This window comes from Schaalia odontolytica (assembly GCF_024584435.1).
GTDB lineage: Bacteria > Actinomycetota > Actinomycetes > Actinomycetales > Actinomycetaceae > Pauljensenia.
Genome location: NZ_CP102197.1, coordinates 414,323 through 438,270, shown reverse-complemented (window position 1 = coordinate 438,270; position 23,948 = coordinate 414,323). Strand labels below are relative to the sequence as shown.

General features: G+C 65.8%; 17 protein-coding genes and 1 pseudogene. 6 read left to right on the top strand and 12 right to left on the bottom strand.

All coding sequences use genetic code 11. The annotated features are described in order from the left end of the window. Positions 1-46: 46 nt before the first annotated feature. The 3 genes from holA to NQK35_RS01910 all read right to left on the bottom strand — a co-directional run bounded on the left by holA (position 47) and on the right by NQK35_RS01910 (position 3,472). Positions 47-1,024, bottom strand: coding sequence for a DNA polymerase III subunit delta (gene holA, locus NQK35_RS01920; protein WP_257114405.1), 978 nt, complete (start codon positions 1,022-1,024; stop codon positions 47-49). A gap of 184 nt (positions 1,025-1,208) precedes the next feature. Further along, entirely contained in the window at positions 1,209-2,759 is a 1,551-nt protein-coding gene (locus NQK35_RS01915; protein WP_257114404.1) for a ComEC/Rec2 family competence protein, read from the bottom strand. Continuing rightward, the gene (locus NQK35_RS01910) at positions 2,756-3,472 is read right to left on the bottom strand and encodes a ComEA family DNA-binding protein (RefSeq protein ID WP_257114403.1); all 717 of its coding nucleotides are present in this window, start codon (positions 3,470-3,472) and stop codon (positions 2,756-2,758) included. The genes NQK35_RS01915 and NQK35_RS01910 overlap by 4 nt, the downstream gene beginning before the upstream one ends. A 207-nt stretch (positions 3,473-3,679) precedes the next feature. On the opposite strand from NQK35_RS01910, the gene NQK35_RS01905 reads away from it, so the two are divergent. From NQK35_RS01905 to NQK35_RS01895, 3 genes are all read left to right on the top strand, one after another. Next, positions 3,680-5,569 carry a DUF853 domain-containing protein gene (locus NQK35_RS01905; protein ID WP_257114402.1) on the top strand — a complete coding sequence of 630 codons (1,890 nt, stop codon included), beginning with the start codon at positions 3,680-3,682 and terminating at the stop codon, positions 5,567-5,569. A 140-nt stretch (positions 5,570-5,709) separates the two neighbouring features. After that, positions 5,710-6,516, top strand: a complete 807-nt coding sequence (gene proC, locus NQK35_RS01900; protein ID WP_257114401.1) for a pyrroline-5-carboxylate reductase — start codon at positions 5,710-5,712, stop codon at positions 6,514-6,516. A gap of 70 nt (positions 6,517-6,586) precedes the next feature. Beyond that, positions 6,587-7,951: a Na+/H+ antiporter family protein gene (locus NQK35_RS01895; RefSeq protein ID WP_257114400.1), complete on the top strand. Its 1,365-nt coding sequence runs from the start codon at positions 6,587-6,589 to the stop codon at positions 7,949-7,951. 86 nt (positions 7,952-8,037) lie between these two features. Here the strand turns inward: NQK35_RS01895 and NQK35_RS01890 are convergent, their stop codons facing one another. The 6 genes from NQK35_RS01890 to NQK35_RS01865 form a co-directional block, all read right to left on the bottom strand. Beyond that, entirely contained in the window at positions 8,038-9,138 is a 1,101-nt protein-coding gene (locus NQK35_RS01890) for a peptidase C39 family protein (protein ID WP_257114399.1), read from the bottom strand. Next, positions 9,135-10,691, bottom strand: coding sequence for an ABC transporter ATP-binding protein (locus tag NQK35_RS01885; protein WP_257114398.1), 1,557 nt, complete (start codon positions 10,689-10,691; stop codon positions 9,135-9,137). The genes NQK35_RS01890 and NQK35_RS01885 overlap by 4 nt, the downstream gene beginning before the upstream one ends. Next, entirely contained in the window at positions 10,688-11,545 is an 858-nt protein-coding gene (locus NQK35_RS01880; protein WP_257114397.1) for an ABC transporter permease, read from the bottom strand. The genes NQK35_RS01885 and NQK35_RS01880 overlap by 4 nt, the downstream gene beginning before the upstream one ends. Then, the gene (locus tag NQK35_RS01875; protein ID WP_257114396.1) at positions 11,545-12,495 is read right to left on the bottom strand and encodes an ABC transporter permease; all 951 of its coding nucleotides are present in this window, start codon (positions 12,493-12,495) and stop codon (positions 11,545-11,547) included. The genes NQK35_RS01880 and NQK35_RS01875 overlap by 1 nt, the downstream gene beginning before the upstream one ends. Continuing rightward, complete coding sequence (locus NQK35_RS01870) at positions 12,496-14,085, bottom strand: ABC transporter substrate-binding protein (RefSeq protein WP_257114395.1); 1,590 nt, start codon at positions 14,083-14,085, stop codon at positions 12,496-12,498. Positions 14,086-14,167: 82 nt separating this feature from the next. After that, positions 14,168-15,565 carry a M20/M25/M40 family metallo-hydrolase gene (locus NQK35_RS01865; RefSeq protein WP_257114394.1) on the bottom strand — a complete coding sequence of 466 codons (1,398 nt, stop codon included), beginning with the start codon at positions 15,563-15,565 and terminating at the stop codon, positions 14,168-14,170. Between the two features lie 223 nt (positions 15,566-15,788). On the opposite strand from NQK35_RS01865, the gene valS reads away from it, so the two are divergent. Next, positions 15,789-18,500, top strand: coding sequence for a valine--tRNA ligase (gene valS, locus NQK35_RS01860; RefSeq protein WP_257114393.1), 2,712 nt, complete (start codon positions 15,789-15,791; stop codon positions 18,498-18,500). 240 nt (positions 18,501-18,740) lie between these two features. Here the strand turns inward: valS and NQK35_RS01855 are convergent, their stop codons facing one another. The 3 genes and pseudogenes from NQK35_RS01855 to NQK35_RS01845 all read right to left on the bottom strand — a co-directional run. Next, positions 18,741-19,799: an ATP-binding protein gene (locus tag NQK35_RS01855; RefSeq protein WP_257114392.1), complete on the bottom strand. Its 1,059-nt coding sequence runs from the start codon at positions 19,797-19,799 to the stop codon at positions 18,741-18,743. Beyond that, entirely contained in the window at positions 19,702-20,331 is a 630-nt protein-coding gene (locus tag NQK35_RS01850; protein ID WP_257114391.1) for an AAA family ATPase, read from the bottom strand. Before NQK35_RS01850 ends, NQK35_RS01855 begins: the two co-directional genes overlap by 98 nt. A gap of 487 nt (positions 20,332-20,818) precedes the next feature. Continuing rightward, a pseudogene (locus NQK35_RS01845) lies at positions 20,819-21,019 on the bottom strand (hypothetical protein); the annotation flags it as partial. A 182-nt stretch (positions 21,020-21,201) separates the two neighbouring features. On the opposite strand from NQK35_RS01845, the gene NQK35_RS01840 reads away from it, so the two are divergent. Next, the gene (locus NQK35_RS01840) at positions 21,202-21,834 is read left to right on the top strand and encodes an iron chaperone (protein WP_257114389.1); all 633 of its coding nucleotides are present in this window, start codon (positions 21,202-21,204) and stop codon (positions 21,832-21,834) included. Between the two features lie 165 nt (positions 21,835-21,999). Continuing rightward, positions 22,000-23,880 (top strand): AMP-dependent synthetase/ligase, encoded by a 1,881-nt coding sequence (locus NQK35_RS01835; protein WP_257114388.1) that lies wholly within the window; start codon positions 22,000-22,002, stop codon positions 23,878-23,880. Positions 23,881-23,948 lie beyond the last annotated feature (68 nt).

Below are 23,948 nucleotides of genomic sequence, written 5' to 3'. Positions count from 1 at the left end.
CATCTGTCCCATCGCGGGCGCCTCGCGCACCGCACCCGCCCCGCGCTCAGCGTCCGCGCAGCCGGCAAATCGTGATGATGGCCTTCTCGATCGCCCGCTGGGGGTCGCGCGACTCGCCCTTCGTTTCTGCATCCGCGGTCGCGATCGCTCCGAAGGCCGCAGCCAGGGAGTTATCGGACCAGCCACGCAGCTCGCGCCGGGCTCGGTCCACCTGCCAGGGGGCCATCTTCAGGGACGAGGCACCCCCTCCAATTGACACCTTCGCCATCGCCCGGAACTTCATCGCGAGTGCGGCGACGAGCACCTGCGGGGCGATGCCGGTGGCGAAGGCGTGGCGTGTCAGGGTCAGTGCCTTCGCGGAGTGTCCGGCGACCGCGGCATCGGCCACGTCGTAGCCGGTGGCTTCCACGCGCCCGGCCTGGTAACGGCGCACGTCCTCCAGGGTGATGCGTCCGCTCACGTCGGACAGGAGCTGCGCGAGCGCCCCCGCCATCGCGCGCGGATCGTTGCCCAGAGCGTCGACGAGGGCCTGCATGGCCTCGTTGTCCATCTGTCGGCGTGCGGAACGCACGTCGGAGGCGATGAGCGCGAGCTTCTCGCGGTCATTCTTGAGGGGTTCGGCGGGGATGACGGGCCACTTGGCCTTGGCGATCGCGTCGATGACCTTCTTGCCCCGCGCGTTGCCGCCGGGGTGGGCGAGGAAAAGCCACACGTCGGGGGCTGGAGCACTCGCGTAGGCGATCAGGTCGGCGGCGAGGGCGTCACTCATCGTTTCGAGGTCGCGGATGATGACCATGCGGGACTCCCCGAAGAGGGAGGGGGAGGCAATGACGTCGATCTGCCCGGCCTGGTAGGTGGCGGCGACGATGTCCGTGCGTTCGAGGTTGGGATCGGCCTGGTGGGCGAGGAAGCGCAGCTGGTCAAGCGCACGGTCAACGAGGAGCCCCTCGCTTCCTTTGATGAGGACGATGGGAGCCAGCGCTACCTGGGTGGGCGTCGCGCCTCGCCCGCCGCGTGCTGCCACGTCTCCCTGCCTTTCCACAGCGCTTCTGATTGTCTAAGTCTGCCACTGAGCGCGCTCGTGTGCGCCCGCCTTTGCCCTGAGCGGACACATCCCGTGGCCGGTCTCACCGAAGCGACCCGCGAGGCGCCTTACGCCGAACTCCCGCACCGATGCGGGGCCGCGGGCCTATGGCCCCGCCGGGAAATCACCGTCCCCTGGCATCCTCTACGACCGGTGCACCCCATCGTCGCCACGCCACCCACGCGCCCCACCCGGCTCCCGCGCACGCGTAGAGGGACAGGAGCGTGGGCGGGCCGCCCGGTACCTGGATGCCCGAGGCGGCGAGCCCCGAAAAGAAGCGCGCGAGTGCGGCGATCCACGCGGTCCCCCACGAGGCGAGCCAGGCGCACGCGGACGCCAGGGGCGGGGAAACGGGAGCGAAGAGGGCTCCGGCCAGGCCTGCGAGGGTGACCAGGGGAACGGCGGGTTCCGCCAGGACGTTGGCTGCTATCCCCCACACGGGAACCGTGCCGGACAGCGAGACGATGAGCGGCGCGGTGAAGACCTCTGCGAGGGCGGGAACGCAGGTGCCCTCGACGAGGGCACGCACCGCTCGCCCGAGCCGCGTGTCTGCCCTCAGTCGTCGGCGCGCACGCCTGATGAGGACCGCGCTGGGGCCGACGAGGGCGAGGGCAGCAAGGCACGACAGGGCGAAACCGTAGGAGCGCGACGCCCATGGATCGAGGATCAGGGACACGATGACGACACCGCTCAGTGCGGCAACGGCTTGTCCCTCCCGCCCGAGAACCAGCCCGAGGCAGGCCACGGCCGCGACGCACACCGATCGCAGGACGGAGGGCTGGGGTCCAACAAGGATCACGATGCCGCAGAGCACGACCGCCGTGGCCACTAGGCGCAAAACCTTGCGTGCTGGCAGCACGAGGTTCAGGGCCGCGAGGATGATCACGATGTGCGATCCGGACACTGCCGTGAGGTGGGTCAGGGAGGTCGTCTTCATGGCCTCGGCAAGGTCGGCGCTGAGGAGTCGGTCGTCACCGATGGCCATCCCGGGGACAAGGGCTCGCGCGTGCCCGGGAAGCGTCTCACAGGCGGCGACGAAGGAGCGGTGAGTGACACGCATCCAGGCGTAGACGCCGCCCGGCCGCTCGATGAGGGAGGCGCGGCGAGCTCGCACGGCCCCCACCGAGGGAGGCGCGGAGGCGAAGGAGGGGTCGAGGGTGCCCGTCACCTCGAAGACGTCGCCGCGAGCAGCGCCCTCCCAGCCGGGCGCGCTCACGAGGGCGCGAGCCTGGGAAGGCGCCCATCGGATGCCGTCGAAGACCTCGGCGATGCGCACGCGGGCCCGCCGCCGCGCGACGTGACCGGAGGAGAGCGGAGCCGGGTCGTCTTCGAGCACGACGCGCGCGCGGATCGGCCCGGCCTCACCGCGAGCCGGATCTGCGTCGTAGCGTTGCCGCGCCATGCCGGCAACCGCGAGCGCGCAGGCGAGGCAGGCGCACAGGAGGGCGACGCCCATGCGCGCCGATCGCGGAGGAGTCCTGGCATGCCGGGGTGGGTGGGTGTGTCGGCGCGAGTACGCGTACGATGCCGAGGCCGCGCAGCACAGGACCAGGAGTGCCGCGGCGAGGGGCCAGGGAGGTGGGCGGCTGGTCGCCCACCAGGTGGCGGCCCAGGTTGAGGCGGCGGCGGGAAGCAGACGCAGGTCGATCATGACGGGGGCTTGTCGCTCGTTCATGGGCACACTCCCGGGCGTATCTTCTCGATCAGTGCGGGACCTATTCCGGGCACCTCGTCCAGCGCGTCGACGCTGGTGATGCGGGGGTGGGTCGTGCGGTACTGGATGATCCGCGAGGCGAGGGCCGGGCCTATCCCCGGGAGGGTTTGCAGATCCTTGTCGCTGGCGGTGTCCAGTCGGACGCAGGAGGCGGTCGCCTCGTTGGCGGCGTCCGTGTCGGGGCTTTGCCCCGCATGGGTGAGGCGTATGTGTTCTCCATCAACGAGGACGCGGGCGAGGTTGAGGGAGTCGAGGTCGGCGTCGGGCAGGGCTCCTCCAGCTGCGTCGATGGCATCGATGATGCGGGAGGAGGCGGGGAGGGTGAGAACTCCGGGGGAAGCCACCGCCCCGGACACGTAGACGGTGACCTGTCCTCCCGCCGTGGGTGGGCTGTCGGTGGGGCCCGTCTGGGCGTCGGTTGATTGTCCGTTCTCGCCTGTTTCGCTCGCGGTCTGTTCCGTCCGCGGCGCCTGGGCGTTGCCCGCGTGTTTCCAGATGCTGACGGCGGTGATGAGGACGAGGACGAGGATGAGAGCCGCGACGGTCGCACCTCCCGGGAGGAGCCGGGCCACCCGCTTGTCTGCGGCCTCGTCCTCCTGCGAGACAGCGGAATCGTACACGGCCTTGGTCAGGGCCCTCATGCGCCTGCGAGCCAGCAGTTGCGACAGGTTCATAGTTGGGACGCTACGCCCGCCGGCGGCGCGTGTCAGGGGCTTTTTCTTTCCCTGTGCATGGCGCCGTCGGTGCCGGCAGGCTTGTGGATGCATCCCACGTGGCTGTCCCCGCCCATAAGTCGCACGGAGGTCGGGCGCCAAGGGATACTGGTGCGGGAAGACACAGCCACGCGGCGCTTGCGCGCCCTCAGTCCGAAAGACATCACCATGAGCGAGAACATTGAGGACCTCAAGGCACGGCTTGCGCAGGCCGAGGCCGCCGCGAAGGCGGCCGAGGCGGAAGCCGCTCGCGCAAAGGCCGAAGCGTTGCGCGCCCAGCTCGAAGCGGAAAGAACGAGCGCTGCCCCGAGCCCTGAGCCGTTGGAGGCGGCCTCCCCCGCCCGCGCCACGCAAGAGGCCGCCGCGCAAGGCGACGCCACTCAGCCCGGCCCTGCCTCGTCCCCCGCGCCCGCATCCGGCCTCTCTCCCTTCGCCGCCCACATTCAGGCCGCCTACTCCTGGGATGTTCCCGCCGTCACCGTCGGAACCCTCATTGACGAGGGCGTGCGCGTGCCCGGCGTGAGCGCAGTGATGCCTCTGCCGATGTTCAACCGTCACCTCCTGGTCGCCGGGGCAACCGGCACGGGCAAGACACGCACCCTCCAGCTCCTCGCCGAAGGGCTGTCGGCCGGCGGTTCCTCGGTGCTCCTGTGCGACGTCAAAGGCGACCTGACGGGCCTGGCCGAGCCGGGTACGAGCTCGGAGAAGCTCCTCTCTCGCACGGCGGCCAACGGGCAGCAGTGGGCGGCCAGCGCCTTCCCCGTTGAGCTGCTGAGCCTGGGCGGGGCGGACGCGCAGTTCCCGGGCGTGCCGGTGCGCGCCGAGGTGAGCGATTTCGGGCCGATCCTGCTGGCACGTGCGCTCTCCCTCAATACGACGCAGGAGCAGGCCCTCCAGTTGATCTTTGCGTGGGCGGACTCCCAGGGATTGGAGCTGGTGGACCTACCCGACCTGCGTTCGGTGATCTCCTTCCTCACCAGCGAGGATGGAAAGGATGAGCTGGCGGAAATCGGCGGCGTCTCCAAGGCAACGGCCGGGGTGATCCTGCGCGCCCTGACGGCTCTTGAGTCCCAGGGCGGCGGCCAGTTCTTCGGCGCGCCGGGCTTCGACACGGCGGACCTGATCCGTTCGGATTCGAGCGGCAGGGGCATCATTTCGCTGCTGGGCGTGGGCGACATTTCGTCCCGTCCCGCCCTGGTCAGCGCGGTCATCATGTTCCTGTTGGCGAACCTGTTTTCGACGCTCCCAGAGGTCGGTGACATCCCGCGTCCCAAGCTCGTCTTCTTCTTCGACGAGGCCCACCTGTTGTTCGCCGATGCAACGAAGGAGTTCGAGCGTCAGGTCGTCCAGACGGTGCGGCTCATTCGATCCAAGGGCGTGGGCGTGGTCTTCGTAACGCAGACTCCCAAGGACATCCCCTCCGACGTGCTCGCCCAGCTGGGGTCGCGTATTCAGCACGGGCTTCGCGCCTCCACTCCGGAGGACTTCAAGAAGCTCAAGGCCACGGTTCAGACGTTCCCCAAGACGAGCCTCGAGCTTGACGAGGTCCTCACCACGCTGGGCACGGGCGAGGCTGTGGTGACGGTCCTCGATCCCAAGGGCAACCCCACTCCGGTGACGCCCGTCGGCATCTGGGCGCCCGCCTCCGTCATGGGCCCCGCCTCGTCCGACACCGTGGCACGCATCAACCAATCCAGCGTCATCATGGGCCGCTACCGCGACGCCGTGAACCCCGATTCGGCCGAGGAGAAGCTCGCGCGTCGCGCCGAGGAGGCCGTGGCGGCCCGCGAGGAGGCCATCGCCCAGGAGGCAGCCGCCAAGGAGGCGGAGAAGACAGCGCGCGAGGCGGAGAAGGCCGCGGCGAAGGAACAGGCCGCCCGCGAGAAGGAGATGGAGAAGCTGCGTCGCCAGGTGGAGAAGCAGCAGGAGAAGGAGGAGGCCGCGCGTCAACGCGCCGCCGAGCGGCGCACCCGCCAGGTCAAATCCGTCCTCGGTTCCATGCTGCGCACCGCCGGACGCGAGATCACGCGCTCCATCTTCGGCACGCGCAAGCGCTGAGGGCACGCGGCACGAGGCCGGGGCTGGGACTGTCAACGGTCCCCGGCCCCGGCCTCGTCTCACAGTTCGGCCACTGGGCCAAGAAAAGGCAAAATGGGGTAGTCTGCAACGCAATCGACCAATAGCCGCGGGAGAAACTCATGCGCATCGGATTCATCGGAACGGGGGCCATGGCACAGGCCATCGCTCGCGGCGCCGTCGCGTCCGGTGTCGACCCCGCCACCCTGGTCTTTTCTAACCGCACGCCCGCCAAGGCGTGCGACCTGGCCGACGAGCTCGGAGCGAGCGCCGCATCCTCGAACGTGTCCCTGGCGCGCCAGGTCGACATCATCATCCTGGCAGTCAAGCCCAAGGACCAGCGCGCGGTCATCAAGGAGATCTCCTCCACCGTCGTGGGTCGGCCCGACGTGTGCGTCGCATCCCTGGCGGCCGGGCGTACCCTCGACCAGATTGCCACCGACTTCGGCGCAGGCATTCCCCTGGTGCGCATTATGCCCAACGTCGCGGCGACCGTCGGTCAGTCCATGACGGCCGTGACGGCCTCGGGAACGACGGACGCGCAGGTGAGCGCCGTGTGCTCCCTCATGGACTCCGTGGGCCGCACGATCCTCATCGACGAGGACTTTTTCCCTGTCTTCCAGGCCCTGGCCTCGTGCTCTCCGGCCTGGTTTTTCCAGATTGTTGATTCTTTCGCCCGCGCGGGTCTCAAGTACGGACTGTCCAAGGACAGCGCCGTCGAGATCGCGGCGCAGGCGATGGCGGGGGCCGCAGCGCTGCTCCTGGCCGAGCGCGAGAACGGAACCATCCCCGCGCAACTCATTGATCGTGTGACAAGCCCCGGCGGGACCACAATCGCGGGATTGCTGGCCGCCGAGGAAGGCGGTTTGTCGACCGCACTGGTTGGTGCCGTCGACGCCTCCATCCACGCCGACTCCCATCTCGGCTGATTCCACCTGCCGCGAGGCGGCTTACCTCTCCACTTTTGCGCTGTCGCGCACCCTCAACACAGGAACACTCATGTTGCTTTTCAACGCAGTCGTGCTATCCGTGATCGTCATGCTGGTCCTCAGCATCGCTCGCGTACACGTCGTCATCTCCCTTTTCGTCGCCTCCCTCGTGGGCGGCCTCGTGGCCGGAATGGGCATGTCCGGCACCATGGTGGCCTTCCAGGATGGCCTCGCCGGCGGCGCGAAGATCGCACTGTCCTACGCCCTGCTCGGCGCGTTCGCCATGTCGGTCGCCCACTCGGGGTTGCCTCGCCTCCTGGCCAATTGGATCATCAAGAAGCTGCGCAGCGCTGATGACTCTAACTCAGCGCGAGTTGCCCGATCCGCCAAGTGGGGCATCCTCGGAGGCGTCCTCGTCATGGGCGTGATGAGCCAAAACCTCATCCCGATTCACATCGCGTTCATCCCGCTGCTGGTTCCCCCGCTCATCGGCGTCATGAACGAGCTGAAGATGGACCGACGCTTGGTCGCCTGTGCCATCACCTTCGGCATCGTCACCACCTACATGTTCGTCCCGATCGGTTTCGGTCGTATCTTCCTGCACGACATTCTCTACAAGAACATTGAGGATGCGGGGCTGCCCGTCGAGGGCATCGTCAATCCGATGGCCGCCATGGCGATCCCCGCCCTGTCCATGGCGGTGGGTTGCTTCATCGCCCTGTTCGTCTCCTACCGCAAGCCGCGCGAATACGAGCAGCGCGAGACGGAGTTCAGCACGGGCAATGACAAGCCGATCAGCATGGTGAAGGTGTGGGCGGCCGTCGTCGCCCTCATCGCCTGCTTCGTGATCCAGGCGGTCCTGACCAAGATGGACTCCGATGCCGACCCGCTGCTCGTGGGTGCTCTCGTGGGTCTGTGCCTCATGCTCGCCATGCGTGTCGTCCCTTGGCAGCGGGCCGAGGACGTATTCAGCGGAGGCATGAAGATGATGAGCCTCATCGGCCTCATCATGATCACCGCGCAGGGCTACGCCGAGGTCCTGAAGAAGTCGGGCCAGATCGAGCCTCTCGTCCAGCAGACCTCCGCGATGTTCAACGGTTCGAAGGCGTTGGCCGCCACGATCATGCTCGTCGTCGGCCTGATCATCACGATGGGCATCGGCTCGTCCTTCTCGACCCTGCCGATCATTTCGGCGATCTACGTGCCTCTGTGCCTGACGCTGGGCTTCTCCCCCGTCGCCACCGTCGCGATCATCGGTACCGCTGGTGCTCTGGGCGACGCAGGTTCGCCCGCATCCGACTCCACGCTTGGCCCGACAGCCGGTCTGAGCGTGGACGGTCAGCACGACCACATGCGCGACACGGTCATCCCGGAATTCATCCACTACAACATTCCGCTGCTCGTCGGCGGGTGGATCGCCGCGATGGTCCTCTGAAGGCTCACCTCTCATACACGAGGCCGGGGCCAGGTTGCATCACCACGCAACCTGGCCCCGGCCTCGTCGCGTCCGCGAGCGCCATCTCAGCGGCGGACAACGATGAATGCCCTGGCGGCTTCTTCTTCCTCCCACCGGGCCGACTCCCACAGCTGTTCGAACGTGAGTGCCTCTGCCCAGGTTTCGACCCACGTTTCGCCGAATTGTTCGTCGTTCCAGGGGTCGTGGATGAGCGCGTAGTCGTCAGCAAGCCCCCATGCGTAGATCCAATGCGGGGTCGCTTCCCCGTTGAGATCTTCCAGGTCCACCAGCACGATGACGCCGTTTCCCTGTTCCAGGGCGCCGCGCAGATCGCCGAGGTCGCATGCACCGATGCGGTCCTGAACTCCCAATGCCCTGGCCTCGTCCACGTGTTGACGGTGGATGGCGCGTCGGGCCGCGGGGGACGCCGCATGTGCGCGTGTCAGCCCGACGATCGGCCCCTCGTGGGTCACGAAAACCTCGATGCTTCGGCCGCGTCTGGCGAGCGCCGCCGCCAAGCCGTAAGGCCCCACTCCGAGGGAGTACGTCGATTCGCGCCACAGCTCCATCTCATCTCGCAGCCCACGGCACACCTCATGAGGCGCATATCCACCCGTGTGCGCGAGGGCCATGAGCGCGCTTGCCGGGCCACACGTGAAGTCAGTTTTCTGCCGCACATACGCGGGAACCGCCTGGGGACAAGCATTCCACCACACCCATCCCCGCACCCTGGCGTGCCCGTGGTCGATGTCGTCTTCGATGGAGAGAGGCGAGCCGACCGCCCCTGCGGCAGCGAAGCCTCGAGAACGAAGCGCCTCATCGAAGAGGGAACCCTCATCGCGCGTCACGGCCTTCACGAGTGGGGCGTGCGGAGCAGCATCGAGGACGGCTTGGATGAGGGTCTCCCAGGACCGAGCCGACTCGGTCGTGCCTGTCTCGGCGCCGCCGCCCTCCAGCAGACACACATCCACGATCGTTCGGTGGGCCGAGGTCGTCCGGTGTGCTTCCAGAAGCGCGTGCCCGCGGTACGCCCACAGGGTCGCGGACACCGCCGGTCCCATCGCTGCCCACCGCGCGGCGTGCGCATCGGGGACGCCGAGAGCCTTGAGCTGCTCGCGCGCGTTGTCGCCGGGACGCAGCGGGGCTGTCGTCAGGGTGGTGCTCATGCGGACTCCACTTCTCGACCGGGCACAGCGGACAAGAGCTGCGCCGTGTATTCCTCGCTGGGACAGTGCAGGATGTCCTCCGTCGCTCCTTCCTCGACGACCGCCCCATCCTTCATGATGACAAGCCTGTCGCACATTGCGCGCGCCACCGCCAGGTCGTGGGTGATGAACACGAGCGCGAATCCCTGCTGCGCCTGCAGGCGCGTCAGCAGGTCCAGGACGGAGGCCTGCACGGATACGTCGAGGGCTGAGACGGCCTCGTCGGCGATGAGGACGCGAGGCCGTGTCGCGAGCGCACGTGCGATCGCCACGCGCTGGCGTTCACCGCCCGAGAGGCGGGCGGGGCGTCGCGTCGCGTAGTTGGCCGGGAGCTCGACTGCGGCGAGCAGCTCGCTGACGTCACTGGCCGGGCGCCCCGCGACGGCCGCCGCCTCGGCGAGCGTCTGCCCGATCGTCCGCGCTGGGTTGAGGGCCGAATAGGGATTCTGGAACACAATGCCGACGGCCGGACCTCGCTCAGCCTGCACCTTGACGCGCACGCTTCCGGAATCGGCGCGCTCGAGCCCTACGATGATGCGTGCAAGCGTCGTTTTTCCAGATCCGGACTCTCCAACGATCCCGATGGATTCTCCCTGCGCGATATCCAGGGACACATCCATGAGCGCGACGTGCGACTCCTGGCGAGAACGGAACACCTTGGTCAGGTCGCGTAGCTCGACGACGGTTTCCGCCCCCACGGGCGCATTCATCCCCTCACGCGGGTTGGGCCCGTCAATCCGGGGTTCAGCATCCGCAAGCCGTTTCGTGTACTCGTGGCGCGGCGACGTCAGAACCTCGTTGACCGGTCCTTTTTCGACGATCTGCCCGTCCTTCATGACGACAACGTCGTCGCCGAACTGACGCGCAAGCGCCAGGTCGTGGGTGACCAGCACGAGCGTCATCGAGTGATCGTCGCGCAGGCGGGTGAGCAGCGTGAGAATGTCGCGCTGCGTCGTGACGTCCAGGGCCGTCGTCGGTTCGTCGGCGATGAGGACGCGCGGCTCAGAGTCGAGCGCCGCTGCGATGGCGACGCGCTGACGCATACCGCCCGAAAGCTCGTGCGGATACGAGCGAGCGACCCGCCCGCCGAGGCCGACATCCGCGAGAAGCGCGCGAGCACACTGGGCGCGCTCGGAGCGCCTGCCGGTGCGCGCGGCGGTGATTTGCTCGCCACACGGAAGCGTCGGCGCGAGCGAGGTGAAGGGATCCTGCGGCAACCAGACGATGCCGCCCCCTCGCTGCTTCTTCAAACGTCCCTGATCCGTTGCCAGGTCAAAATCGCGCTCACCCAGCGTCACTGTTCCGCTGGCAGTGAGGGATGAGGGGGTCAGCGCGCACAGCGTACGGGCGAGCATCGACTTGCCCGCCCCCGATTCGCCGACGATGACGAGGGTGCGCCCGGCGCGAGCGCTCACACTCACGTCATCGACGATGACTCGTCCAGATCCGTCGCAAACGCGCACGTGCGAGGCCACGAGGCCTTCGCCGTGGTCGCGCGTCGTCGCGGTGCTCATTGGTCGCGCTCCTTCCGCTCAGCAAACCAGTCGCCGGCGATGTTGATCGCGGTCGCAGTCACGATGATGGCGAGACCAGCCGCCACTGACGCAGCGGGGTTTTGGGCGAGGATGGCTCGTCCGTCCGCGAGCTGACGGCCCCAGTCGGCGTCCTGTGCCCCGACGCCGAGGCCAAGGTAGGACAGGCCGGACAGCGACACGAGCGCGAATGCGATGTTGACGAAGAGGTTCGCCCACACGATCGGCGTGATGTTCGGCAGGATATGAACCGCGAGAATGCGCGGGCCCGACAGACCCAGCACGCGCGTGGCCTCAATGTAGGGCTGTGGTTTCTGAGCGAGCGTGGCCGAGCGAATCATACGGATGTCCGAGGGCGCGAACAGCACGATGAGCACTCCGACCGTCACCCAGTAGCTGCCACCGATCACGCCCGCGACAACGATAGCCAGGAGGGTGACGGGAAGCGACAGGAGTACCTCGCATGAGCGAGACACACCAGCGTCCCAGAGCCCGCCACGCCACGCGGCGCTCATTCCAAAGAACAGACCGGCGACCATGGAACCCACGGCGACGACAATCGGTCCCACGATCGCCGAGCGCGCACCAGCAACCGTCAGGGCGAGGACGTCACGCCCCACCTTGTCGGTGCCCAGCAGGTGCCCGGGTGTGCCCGCCGGGCTCACTCCCAGCGCCAGGTTCTGGTCCAGCGCGCCGGGAACCAGCACGGACGGAAAGATGACACAAATGGCGACCGCGACGAGTACGACCATGGACAGGACCACCGAACCGGGGACCTTGCGCGTGGACGAGCCGATGCCTCGTCCCAGGGCGCGCGGAGAGAAAGACAGCGCCATCAGGCTCCCCTCCCCTCACTGATCGTCTGTCGTGGATCGGCGGCAAACGCCGCCACGTCAACAATCAGCGTCACGGCGATGATGACGAACGCGACCAGCAGAGCGATCGCCTGCACGACCGGAACGTCCTTGTAGGTGATGGAGTCGGCGAGGAGCTGGCCGAGGCCCGGCAGAGAGAACGCCTCCTCGACGAGCACCGTGGACCCAAACAAAGTCCCCAGGATCAGGCCCGCCGAGGTGATGATCGGCAGGGCGGCTCCCCGCACGTACATGGCCGTGATGCGCCTGCTGGGCACTCCCCGCGAGCGCGCGAACGTCACGTAGTCCTGGCTGAGCTCCGCTCCGACGGCCGCGCGGGTGATGCGTACGAGCATCGCGCCGATGCCGGTGGCGAGGGCGATCGCGGGCAGGGTGAGGTGCCACAGGGTGTCGACGAGGCCGGTACCTTCGCCGAAGACGGGGAACCATCCGAGCATGAGTCCGAAGACGTAGAGCAGAACCAGGCCGAGGGCGAAGCCGGGGGCCGACACTCCGACGACCGACCAGCCGACGATCGTGCGGTCGACCCACGAGCCCCGGCGCCTGGCGGCTGCGATCCCCAGGGGGATGCCGACCGCCACGGCCAGGATGAACGCCCCGATGGTGAGCCACGCGGTAAGCGACACGCGCGAGGCGAGGACGTCCGTGACCGGCGTGGCCGACCGGACGGAGTCGCCGAAGTCACCGGTGAGGGCGCGGGTCAGCCAGTGCCAGTAGCGCACGACGAGCGGCTCGTCGAGGCCGTAACGCTCGGTGATGGCCTGGCGCACCTCGGGGGTGACTCGCCTCGTGCCCACCAGGATCTTCACGGGGTCTCCTGGTACCAGGTACAGGAGCGAGAAGACGAGGAAGGACGCGAGGGTGAGCACCACTGCCGCGCCTGCGAGGCGGCGCAGAATGTAGCGCAGCATCTACTTGGCCAGCTCCACGGAGGACGCCCACGGGGTCATGAAGAAGTAGGGCGTGTAGTCCGTGGGGGCCACGCGCGAGGAGAACGCCGTCGAGGTCTTGCCCCACCACAGCGGCGAGTAGATCGTGTTCTCTTGGGCGATGCGCTGCGCTTCGACGATGTCGGTGACGCGCTTACTCGGGTCGGTCTGGGTGGCCTGGGAGGCGATCAGGCCCTGGACCTGTGCGTTCTCGTAGCGTGCGGGGTTGTCGGGGCCAAGCAGCCATCCGGCCACCTCACCCGGGTCGCCGGTCGTGGAGGTGTAGCTCATGTAGGACAGTCCGTAGGTGCCGCTGCCGACCTCGGAGATCCACTCTTCGATGGGCTTGGAGGTGACGGTGAGGTTGATGCCGATCTGCTTGAGGTTGTCGGCGATCGCGAGGGCGGCGGATCCCAGGTCCGGGATCGAGGAGGGGTAGGTCAGCTCGGCGTCGAAGCCGCCGGGGACCTTGGACTGGGCGAGCTCGGCGCGCGCGGCGTCGAGGTCGAAGGAGTCGATGGGCAGGCCCGCCTGGGCGTCCGCGCCAGCCTGCTCGCCGATCTCGCTGCCCAGCTGATCCGGCGGCTCGATGCCCGTCGCTACCGTCGCTTGGCCCTTGAGGATCGAGGAGACGATGGTGGAGCGGTCGGCCGCGTGGGCGATGGCCTTGCGGACGTGGACATCGTCGAAGGGCTCGACGTTCTGATCAAAGGTGAGGCCCACGTAGGAGCGATCCGACTCGGTCAGGACGCTCACGCCGCCTATGCCCTGGAACTGCGACACCTGGTCGATGGGCAGCTGGGTGGCGATGTCGATCGTTCCGTTCTTCTGCGCGAGGAAGCGCGCGTTCTCATCCGAGAAGAAGTCGAACTCGATGGTCTGAGCAGGCGTGTCCCCGCCCCACCAGGTGCCGCTCTTTTCGAAGACAGCCCCCGAGTCGGGCTGGAAGGACACGGCCTTGTAGGGGCCCGTTCCCATGATGAGGTCGGCGGAGGACCCGTAGGAGGCTGCCGCCTCGTAGAAGGACTTTTCGGTGATCCACAGTCCGCCGTTCGCGGTCACGGTCCACCCGAAGTTGACGGCGGGTGCGGGCAGCGTGATCGTGATCTGGTTGTCGCCGCTGCGCACGGCCTGCGTGCCGGTCGGCCAGTAGGTGGCTGAGGAGGGGGACTTGTCGGGGTCCTTGGCGATCTCGATCGAGAAAAGGACATCGTCGATGGTGACGGGGTTCCCGTCCTGGAACAGGGCGTCGGGTCGGATGTCGAAGACCCACGTCTGGGCGTCGTCCGTGTGATACGAGGAGGCGATGGCGGGCATCAGCTGCCCGTCCTTGCCCACGGCGAGAAGGCCTTCGGAGACGACCTGCGCAACGTAGTAGTTGATGATGCCCGTCTCGTGGGCGGTGTCCAGGGTGGACAGGGAGCCGGGGAGCCCCACCGCGATGGTTCCCTCCCGGGAGGCCGATCCCGCGTGGGTGCGTGCCGATGGGGCGCATGCCGCCAGCGCCGCGCACATCATGGCAGCGGCGGAGACGAGGGCGGCTGCGGTTCGGGGGATGCGTGCGTGCGGCATCGGTTTCTCCTTGTGCGTCGTGTCGGCTGTGTTGCCGACACTTACGTTATGCACCCGCAACGCCCCCGACGCGGCGGCCTCGCTAGGCGAGCATTTGTGACAGCGGTAGATTCTGGCTCTCCATCCCGAGGTAGGTGGTCACGACCTCGTGGAGGGCCTCCGCGGTCGCGCGCACGTCCGCCAGGGCGATGTGTTCGTCGTGTGCGTGCAGCTGGGAATAGACCTCTCCCAGGCTCGCCCCGCTGTCCACGGCTCCAAAGCCGTACCCGATGCCCCCACGCCTGCGGGCCACGCGCAGGTCGGATCCGCCGGGGAACAGGACGGGCACGACGCTCGCGCCCGGGTAGCGCCGCATCAGCGCCGCTTCGATCGCCCGGTACAGGTCGGTGTCGATCGACGAGGCGGTGGCGCTCTCGCACAGGAGGCGCTCGATGGTCACGTGCTCGGCGAGATCGCCGAGGGCCGCGGTGATGGCGGCGTCCACGTCATCGTCGTCGACGCCGGGCAGCGTGCGAATGTCGAGGTCGAGGGTGGCGTGGGAGGGCAGCACGTTGATGGGGCCTCCGCAGCGCGCTGCCGTTTGGGCAACGGTCACGTGGGAGATCGCGTGGGCGAACGCCGCGAGGTCACCGAACTCGGAGTAGTCGCCCTCGTAGGTGCCGTTGATGAGACTTGTTTCGGTCGTGTCATCGAACTCGAAGGCGCGCACGAAGGAGGCCCAGACCTCGTCGGTGGCGGTGGGCCAGCGGGCCGCAGACAGCGCCGCGCTCACCTGGGCGAGCCGCTCAACGGCACTCGTACGGCCCAGCGGAACCGAGCCGTGGCCGGCGTCGCCTCGGATGTGGAGGCGTCGTTGAGCCGCTCCCTTTTCTCCGACGACAACGACGACGCTGTCTGCGCCCCTGCGCCCGTAGATGTGGGCTCCTCCCATCTCCGAGACGGCGGCGTCCCACGGGACCAGATGGGCCATGTTCTCGCCGATCCACGGGACGCCGAGCCCTCCTCGGGCTTCCTCGTCGGCGGCGGCAACGAAAACGAGAGGGTGCGCGGGCGCGTCGCCGCGTTGGGCTCGCCTCGCGACCTCGCGTGTCACGACCGCCATGGATGCCGTCAGGTGAAGCATGTCGACGGTCCCGCGCCCCCACATCACCCCATCCTCGACCGCAGCGCCGAAGGGGTCGCGCGTCCACTTGGCCTCGTCGACGGGCACGACGTCCGTGTGCCCGAGGAGGGTCAGCGGCCCCCTGCCATCCCCGTCGGCAGGGGTGGCGTCTCCCCCGACCGTCACGATGAGGGTGGTTCGCCCCGGGTGTGGGGACACTCGCTCCATGGAGACGGGAACGTCGTCGAAGAAGTCTTCCAGGACCTCGACTGCGCGTTCTTCCCCTCCCGAGTCTGCGGTCAGGTCATTGACGCACCCCAGGCGCACCAGCCGCGCGAGTAGTTCCACCGTCTGATCGCCGAGCGACGTCGTGCCCATGTTGTTGCCTCCTCACTGCGGGGTCCGCCCCTGCGCCCCGTTCACGCACCACGGTAGCGCCACGGGATCGCGAGATCTTGGGGGCGCCACCAGGGGGACGAGTGTGACGCGCCGTGTGAGCAAGCTGCGACCTCTCTCCCGGCGCTGCGTTGGACCGGCAGGCGCGCGAATCAGTACGCTAGTGGGGCACATAGTCCACGACTCGGATGGAGACAACTCACTCATGGCCATGACCCCCCGCGCGCAGGCGCCCCGCGTGCCCGACCGCGCAGCTCCCGAAGGCCTCGAAGCAAAGTGGGGTGAGACCTGGGAGACCCAGGGCACCTACGCTTTTGACCGCAGCGCGAGCCGCGAGCAGGTGTACTCGATCGACACTCCCCCGCCCACGGTGTCGGGTTCGCTGCACATCGGCCACGTTTTCTCCTACACCCACACCGACGTGGTGGCCCGCTACCAGCGCATGATGGGCAAGTCCGTGTTCTACCCGATGGGGTGGGACGACAACGGCCTGCCCACGGAGCGGCGCGTGCAGAACTATTTCGGCGTGCGCGTGGATGCGACGGCCCCCTACGATCCCAACTTCGAGCCCCCGCACGTGGGCGGCGACGGGAAGTCGATTAAGGCCCGGGATCAGAAGCCGATTTCGCGTAAGAACTTCGTGGAGCTGTGCGAGCGTCTCACGGTCGAGGACGAGGCCCAGTTTGAGGCGCTGTGGCGCTACCTGGGCTTGAGTGTGGACTGGAAGCAGAACTACCAGACGATCGGCGCGCGCGCCCGCAAGGTCGCCCAGGCCGCGTTCCTGCGTAACCTGGCGCGCGGGGAGGCCTACCAGGCCGAGGCCCCGGGCCTGTGGGACGTGACCTTCCAGACGGCGGTCGCCCAGGCGGAGCTGGAGAGCCGCGAGTACCCGGGCTTCTATCACCGCCTGGCCTTCCACATCACGGACGCCGACGCGGCGGCGAAGGCCGCAGCCGCGGGCGCGCCCGTCGAGGACGGCGTGGACGTGTGCATCGAGACGACGCGCCCGGAGCTTCTGGCCGCGTGCGTCGCGCTGATTGCCCACCCGGACGACGAGCGCTACAAGCCGCTGTTCGGCACGACGGTGGCCTCCCCCGTGTACGGCGTGGAGGTGCCGATTCTGGCTCACCCGGACGCCGAGATGGACAAGGGCGCGGGCATCGCCATGTGCTGCACCTTCGGCGACACGACCGACATCGACTGGTGGCGCGACCTGGAGCTGCCGCTGCGCGCGATCCTGCGCAAGGACGGCCGCATCGTCACCGAGATCCCCGAGTGGATCACGACCGATGCGGGCCGCGAGGCCTTTGCCGAGATCACGGGCAAGACGACGTTCTCCGCGCGCGAGGCCCTGGTGGCGGCCCTGCGCTCCTCGGGCGAGCTGAAGGGCGAGCCGACCAAGACGATGCGTCAGACGAACTTCTTCGAGAAGGGCGATAAGCCCCTGGAGATCGTGACCTCGCGCCAGTGGTACATCCGTAACGGTGGCCGCGCGTGGACGAACCCGGCCTCGGGGGCGGACCTGAACGAGGAGCTCATCGGGCGGGGCCGCGAGCTGGAGTTCCACCCCGACTTCATGCGCGTGCGCTACGAGAACTGGGTGAAGGGCCTCAAGGGCGACTGGCTGGTGTCCCGTCAGCGCTTCTTCGGCGTGCCCTTCCCGCTGTGGTACCGCGTGGACGCGGACGGCCAGGTGAACTACGACGACATCATCACCCCCTCCGAGGCCGCTCTGCCCGTCGACCCGTCGACGGACGTGCCGGAGGGGTTTGCGGAGGAGCAGCGCGGCGTGGCCGGCGGCTTCGTGGGCGAGCTGGACATCATGGACACGTGGGCCACGTCCTCGCTGTCCCCGCAGCTGGCGTGCGGCTGGCTGGACGATGAGGACCTGTTCGCTCGCACGTACCCGATGGACCTGCGCCCGCAGGGCCAGGACATCATTCGCACGTGGCTGTTCTCCACCGTGGTGCGCGCGGACCTGGAGTTCGGGGCGCTGCCGTGGAAGCACGCGGGACTCTCGGGCTGGATCCTGGATTCGGACCACAAGAAGATGAGCAAGTCCAAGGGCAACGTCGTGACGCCCATGGGCATTTTGGAGAAGTACGGTTCGGACGCGGTGCGCTACTGGGCGGCGTCGGCTCGCCTGGGCTTGGACGCGGCGTTCGACGAGCAGCAGATGAAGATTGGCCGCCGCCTGGCGATCAAGGTGCTGAACGCATCGAAGTTCGCCCTGACGATGGGCGGCGAGGGCGCGGCGATCGACCTGGATCCTGCGCTGGTGACGGTGCCGCTGGACCGCGCGGTCGTGGCGACACTCTCCCGGGTTATTGACGAGGCGTCGGCGGTGCTGGCGACCTACGAGCACTCGCGCGCACTCGAGGTCACGGAGTCGTTCTTCTGGACGTTCTGCGACGACTACCTGGAGCTGGTGAAGGAGCGCGCCTACAACCGCGATGGCGCGTGGGACGAGGCCTCGGCGACGTCGGCGCGCGCGGCGTTGGCGATCGTGATTGACAACGTGGTGCGCCTGCTGGCCCCGTTCCTCCCCTATGTGACGGAGGAGGTATGGAGCTGGTATCGCGAGGGAAGCGTCCACACGGCGCCCTGGCCGGTTTCCTCCGATCTGGCGGGCGTAGCGGGTGATCCCTCGGTGCTCGAGGCAGCGTCGTCTGCGCTGATCGCGCTGCGCCGCGTGAAGTCCGAGGCGAAGGTGTCGCCGCGCACCCCGTTCCTGTCGGTGACGGTGCGCGCGCCGCAGGCTCAGGTGGAGGCTCTGGAATCGGTGAAGGGCGACCTGGAGGCCGCGTCGAAGGCCGTGGGCGCCCTGACCGTGGCTGCTTCCGACGACCCGGAGGCCACCGAGGCCGCTGTCGAGTCCTTCGAGCTGGGCGAGGCTCCGGCCAAGCGCAAGGGCTGATCGTAACAGACGAGCACAGGGTGTGGGTTCCAAAGGAATAGAACTTGGAACCCACACCCTTACTCTAGCTTCTCCAGAGTCATATTTGATATCAAGTCACGACGACTCAAATCCAGGATCCTCATCCGTAACTTACAAAGGCGTGACACAATACAACCACTGGCCAAAACATTGCAGATCGCACAAACTTCAACACGTTCCTTTCATTCAAATGAATGACTGACAATACGTTAACGAAACCTAGCAGCTGACAGGATCATCACTAGGTACACAATCAGGAAAGTAATGAACAAGTGGATGGACCAGTTCATCAACAACATCAGGATAGTATCTACACCAAACTTGCAGAAACGCCTTTCTCACATCATACTCAGAAAGAAAATCAAACTCCTCCCCAATCGCATTAAACAGAACATGCACATCACGACACAATGAACGGACATGACGTATAGAACCAACAAACTTACTTTCTGGGACACCATCAATTCCAAGTGTTCTCATCAGAATCTTCGACACACTCTCAAGTCGATCATCGATCGCCTCATACACGTAGTCTTCAGGCACGTTCCCCGGGAGAAAGAAGGTGTCTTCGAGATCTTGAAACTCCTGCTTACCTCTACAATCACCATCAAGAACCGCAACGGCTGGAAAACTCCGATACGAGCCAGAATCTTTTTCAGAGCTGGATGCCAATTCATCAGGACACCGAATAGAGGGATCAAGATTATGATGCTTGACGATGTCAATGACCCGATGCGCGCCCCCGACAGGATAAATTCCAACTCCTTGCGGAGAAACATCATTATGCCTCTGACAGTATGCCCTAATCGCACTCTCTAACATCATTTCACTGAATTCATCCTCAACAAATAATGCAGCACCAATCGCAACTTCACCCGTGAGCGCACGCAGCGCTGAGACCTGGAGCCTACCCTGCAGCAGCTCACCATCAACACATGCCCAGATTGCATCATCCGGAAGACCCGCTATAGCAGAATCAGAATGCGTTGTGAAGATAATCTGCAGAGCTTTTCGATCCGCAACTTCAATCAGATAATCAACAAGCAAACGAGTTGCTACCGGGTGTAGACCATTCTCAATTTCCTCAATTAAAACAAGAGTCCCTCGCTCCGCAGCTTCAAGACGCTGAACAATCCGAATAATACTCGCTTCTCCCGCACCAAAATGAAACTCAGAATAACTACCTACATCTTTCGACTGCGAAGCAAAAAAAACGCTTATCCTCCTGCCCTGAACTATCAATATCAACAGTAATATACGAAGAAATATCGCGACCAAGAATTTTCTCCACATTTTTCTGAGCATCGACTGACAGAGGACTTTCTGCAACACCCTTAAATGAATTTGAAATAGCGCCAGTCAGCCGCCTCCTTTCTGTAGCCGGCAATGTTCGACTAACACCAAGCAAAACCACGGGCCGATCAATCTGAGTTCGCTCCCACTTTTTCTTCGGATAGCGCGCTTTACATTTGATCGAATCACCTCTAACATCCCAATGCTCGTAAGAAAGAGTCCAGTCCTGCATAGATGGATCATACTCTCCACTTTTTGCAAAAAATGTTCTCGGCTTGACTGACCTATACAACAGACCAGCAGCACCTAGAACGGTACTCTTGCCACCACCATTGGTCCCAATTAATGCAGTTACAGGAAAATCAAACCTAATTTGAGCTTCATTATAACGGCGAATCCTTTCCAACCTGACCTCAAATAAATACGGCGCACCAACTTTCCTTTTTGCAACTTTCGACATCAATCTGTCAATCATACTCTTTCGAATATTGGAAACCCGATTTTTCGCGAACTCCACAAGCTCCTCCTTAAGCCACTTCGACGCGGATTCAATTTACCCTACCTCCGTTTTACAGTTACCGCAAATCGACTCCGTCACCATCAGATACATGACCGCACCATAGGGCACAAGCAATATGTCTGGCGACGGCGCTCTTTGGAGCCTGTTCATGGGCTGTCGTAGGCTGCTTGGTGTTGATGATAGCGCGGTGATCACGGCACGTTTGGGTGCTGGTTTGTCCAGGTGTGCATAGCTCATTTGATTGGGCGTTGCCCTTCGGTGGCATGCCGTGAGATTGCCCGTCATGCGGGTTCTGACGGGGCATATCGGGCCGAGGAAGCTGGCAAACCGCCTGTGCTGCCAGATATCATCCGAAGAAGCGCCTGTTGGATTGTAATGAGGTCCTTCGCCACCGCATGATTGCTGTTTTGTCCCAGGGGCACCACACCCCGCCAGATCAGTGCACTCCCTGAGCTAGGAGGCGTGTGGCAAATTGCCGATTGAAACGAGTACCACCAATACGCCAGACTTTACCCGCCTGCATCGAGACCCCAACAGCATGAGCTGCCTGCGTGAAGTTCAAACCATCAGCCAAAGCCCGTATATACTCCCGATGTCGAGCCTGACACGCCTCACGACGGGAGGGGTACTCAACCCCCTGAAAAACACGACCAACACCAGCCACAACGAACTCCTTCACCAAGATCCGTTACAACCGCCACTAGAACCTAGACACCCACTTTTAGACGACCATGCACAAGGGCTGAGCGTTAGGCTGCTGGGGGCCGCCCGTGGGAAACCACGGGCGGCCCCCTTGTCTGTCTCCAGCGTTGAAAGACACAGCGCTACACGCGGGTGATCTGCACGTTGACGACCTAGGGTGAAGCCATGGCAATCAAGACGCTCGTCGAGTTCCTGGCGACCATCCCCAACGACGACAATCGGGCACAAATACTGGACGTGCTGGTGTGGGTGGGGCTCACCTACCCGGAGCTCGAGCTGCGCATCGCGTGGAATCAGCCGATGTTCACACATCACGGCACCTACATCATCGGGTTCTCGGCAGCCTCCAAGCACATGGCGATGGCACCCGAGCGTGCCACCATGATCCGCTTCGAGCCGATCATGCGCGAGCGAGGCACGGACTTCGGAGAGATGTTCGCACGCCAACCCTGGAACAAGCCCTTCGACTACGAACTCCTTGATGCCTTCATTCAGCACCAGCTCGCAGAGAAGCAGGACATCACGTCGTTCTGGCGTCCCAAGGAACACGAAGTCGCAGCCGCCGAGGCAGTTGCAGCTGGTGCGCAGCCGCCCACCGTCCGCGAGCGCACGGCAGACGATGGCCAGCTCGCTGATTCCTTCCTCGAAGAGTTCCGGCGCTACGCCAACAACCCGACGCCTGGGCATCCGTTCGAGCAGCTCAACGAGCAGCTCAAGCAGACCGTGCGGGACTACGAGGAGCACCCGGACGGGGTCTCCACGCTCGACGAGGTGAAGGCCGAGCTCGGCCTGGACTAGTGCCTACGCAGGTTTGCTCTACCCTGCCACTGCGAACACAGGCAGCTACCCCGAAGGACGCTCCCCCTCCCCCACCCTACGGGAGCGTAGGATAGCGGGTAACAGCAACGACGCCACGGCCTCACAGGCTTCGTGGCGTTCCCGCCGAAACTCCAGGGAGCACGCATGTCGACCAACACCCCGGCCTCGTCCAACGACGAAAAAACAACGCCGACCGAGACGACCACCGGGGCGCTGGAATGGCACGCGCCCGTCCTCGTGCGAGTGGACGAGCACACGACGATTCCGCGCCTCCTCAAGGAGCGCGTCCAGCGCGGGGCCACCCGCCCCCTCATCCTACGCAAGGTGGGGATGGGCGACACGTGGCGGCCGGTGACGGCACGCGAGTTCTACGACGAGGTCCAGTCCGTGGCCGCCGGCCTCATCGCCCGCGGCCTGCAGCCCGGAGGGCGCGTCGCCATCATGAGCCGCACCCGCTACGAGTGGACGCTCCTGGACTTCGCGTGCTGGGCCGCCGCCCTCATCCCCGTCCCCATCTACGAGACCAGCTCCATCGATCAGGTCGCCCACGTCCTCACCGACGCCGACGTCGACCTGGTCGTCACCGAGACGGTGTCCATGGCGGAGATCGTGCGCACCGCAGCCGAACGCGAAGGAAGAGACAGCACGGAGGTCCTCTCCCTGGACTCCGAGGCCATCGACACCCTCATCGCCGAGGGCGCCACCACGCCCCGCGACCAAGTTGTCGCCCGCTCTGAGGCCCTCACCAAGGACGACATCTCCACCATCGTGTACACGTCGGGTACGACGGGCACCCCCAAGGGCACGGTCCTGTCCCACGAGAACTTCACGAACCTGTGCCTCAACGCCCACGCGTGGATGCCCGAGATCGCGGCAGGCGCCACCTCGCGTCTCCTCCTCTTCTTGCCCCTCGCCCACGTGTTCGCCCGCTTCCTGCAGGTCTTCCAGATCAGCGGCAACGGCGTCATGGGCCACGCCCCCAACATCAAGAACCTCCTGCCCGACCTGGCCTCGTTCCGGCCCAGCTACCTCCTGGTCGTGCCGCGCGTCCTGGAGAAGATCTACAACTCCGCCGACACGAAGTCGCGCGGCCCCAAGCGCAAGGTGTTCCGTTGGGCGGCCAAGGTCGCGATCGCCTACTCGCGCGCCCTGGACACCGACGAGGGCCCCTCCGCATCCCTGAAGGCCCAGCACGCCCTGGCCGACAAGCTCGTCTACCAGCAGATCATCCGCCTCGTGGGCGGAAACGCCGACTACATCATCTCCGGGGGCGCTCCCCTGGCGACCTGGCTCGCCCACTTATACCGGGGCGTCGGCATCCCCGTGCTGGAGGGCTACGGGCTGACCGAAACGGTCGGCCCCGTCTCCGTCAACACCCCCCGCCTGTCCAAGATCAGCACCGTCGGCCCCGCGCTGCCACCCATGTCCTTCAAGGTCAGCGACGACGGTGAGATCCTCCTCAAGGGCCCCAGCGTCTTCCAGGGCTACAACAACGACCCGGGCGCCACGGCCGCCTGTTTCACCGACGACGGATGGTTCCGCACCGGCGACCTGGGATCCCTGGACCGCGACGGCTACGTGTCCATCACGGGGCGCGCCAAGGACATCATCGTCACGGCCGGAGGCAAGAACGTGGCCCCCGCGTCCCTAGAGAACCCAATGCGCTCCCACCCCCTCATCTCCCAGGTCCTCGTCGTGGGAGACCAGAGGCCCTTCGTCGCAGCCCTCATCACCCTGGACGCCGAGATGCTGCCCGACTGGCTGGCCGCGCACTCCCTACCTCCCATGAGCGTGGCCGAGGCCTCCTCCAACGTCGAGGTCCTCGCCTCACTGGAGAAGGCGGTAGCCGCGGCGAACGAGCACGTGTCGCGTGCCGAGTCGATCCGCAAGATCAAGGTCCTCTCCACCGACTTCACGGAGGCCAACGGCCTGCTCACCCCCTCCCTGAAGGTCAAGCGCGCCGAGGCCACGGCCCGCCTCGCCTCCGTCATTGACGAGCTCTACGGAGGACCCGTCCAGCACTAGCCGCACATATGGCCGTGGCCGTCTCGCCTACCCCCCCCGAGCGGAGAGGTGCGAGACGGCCACGGCCT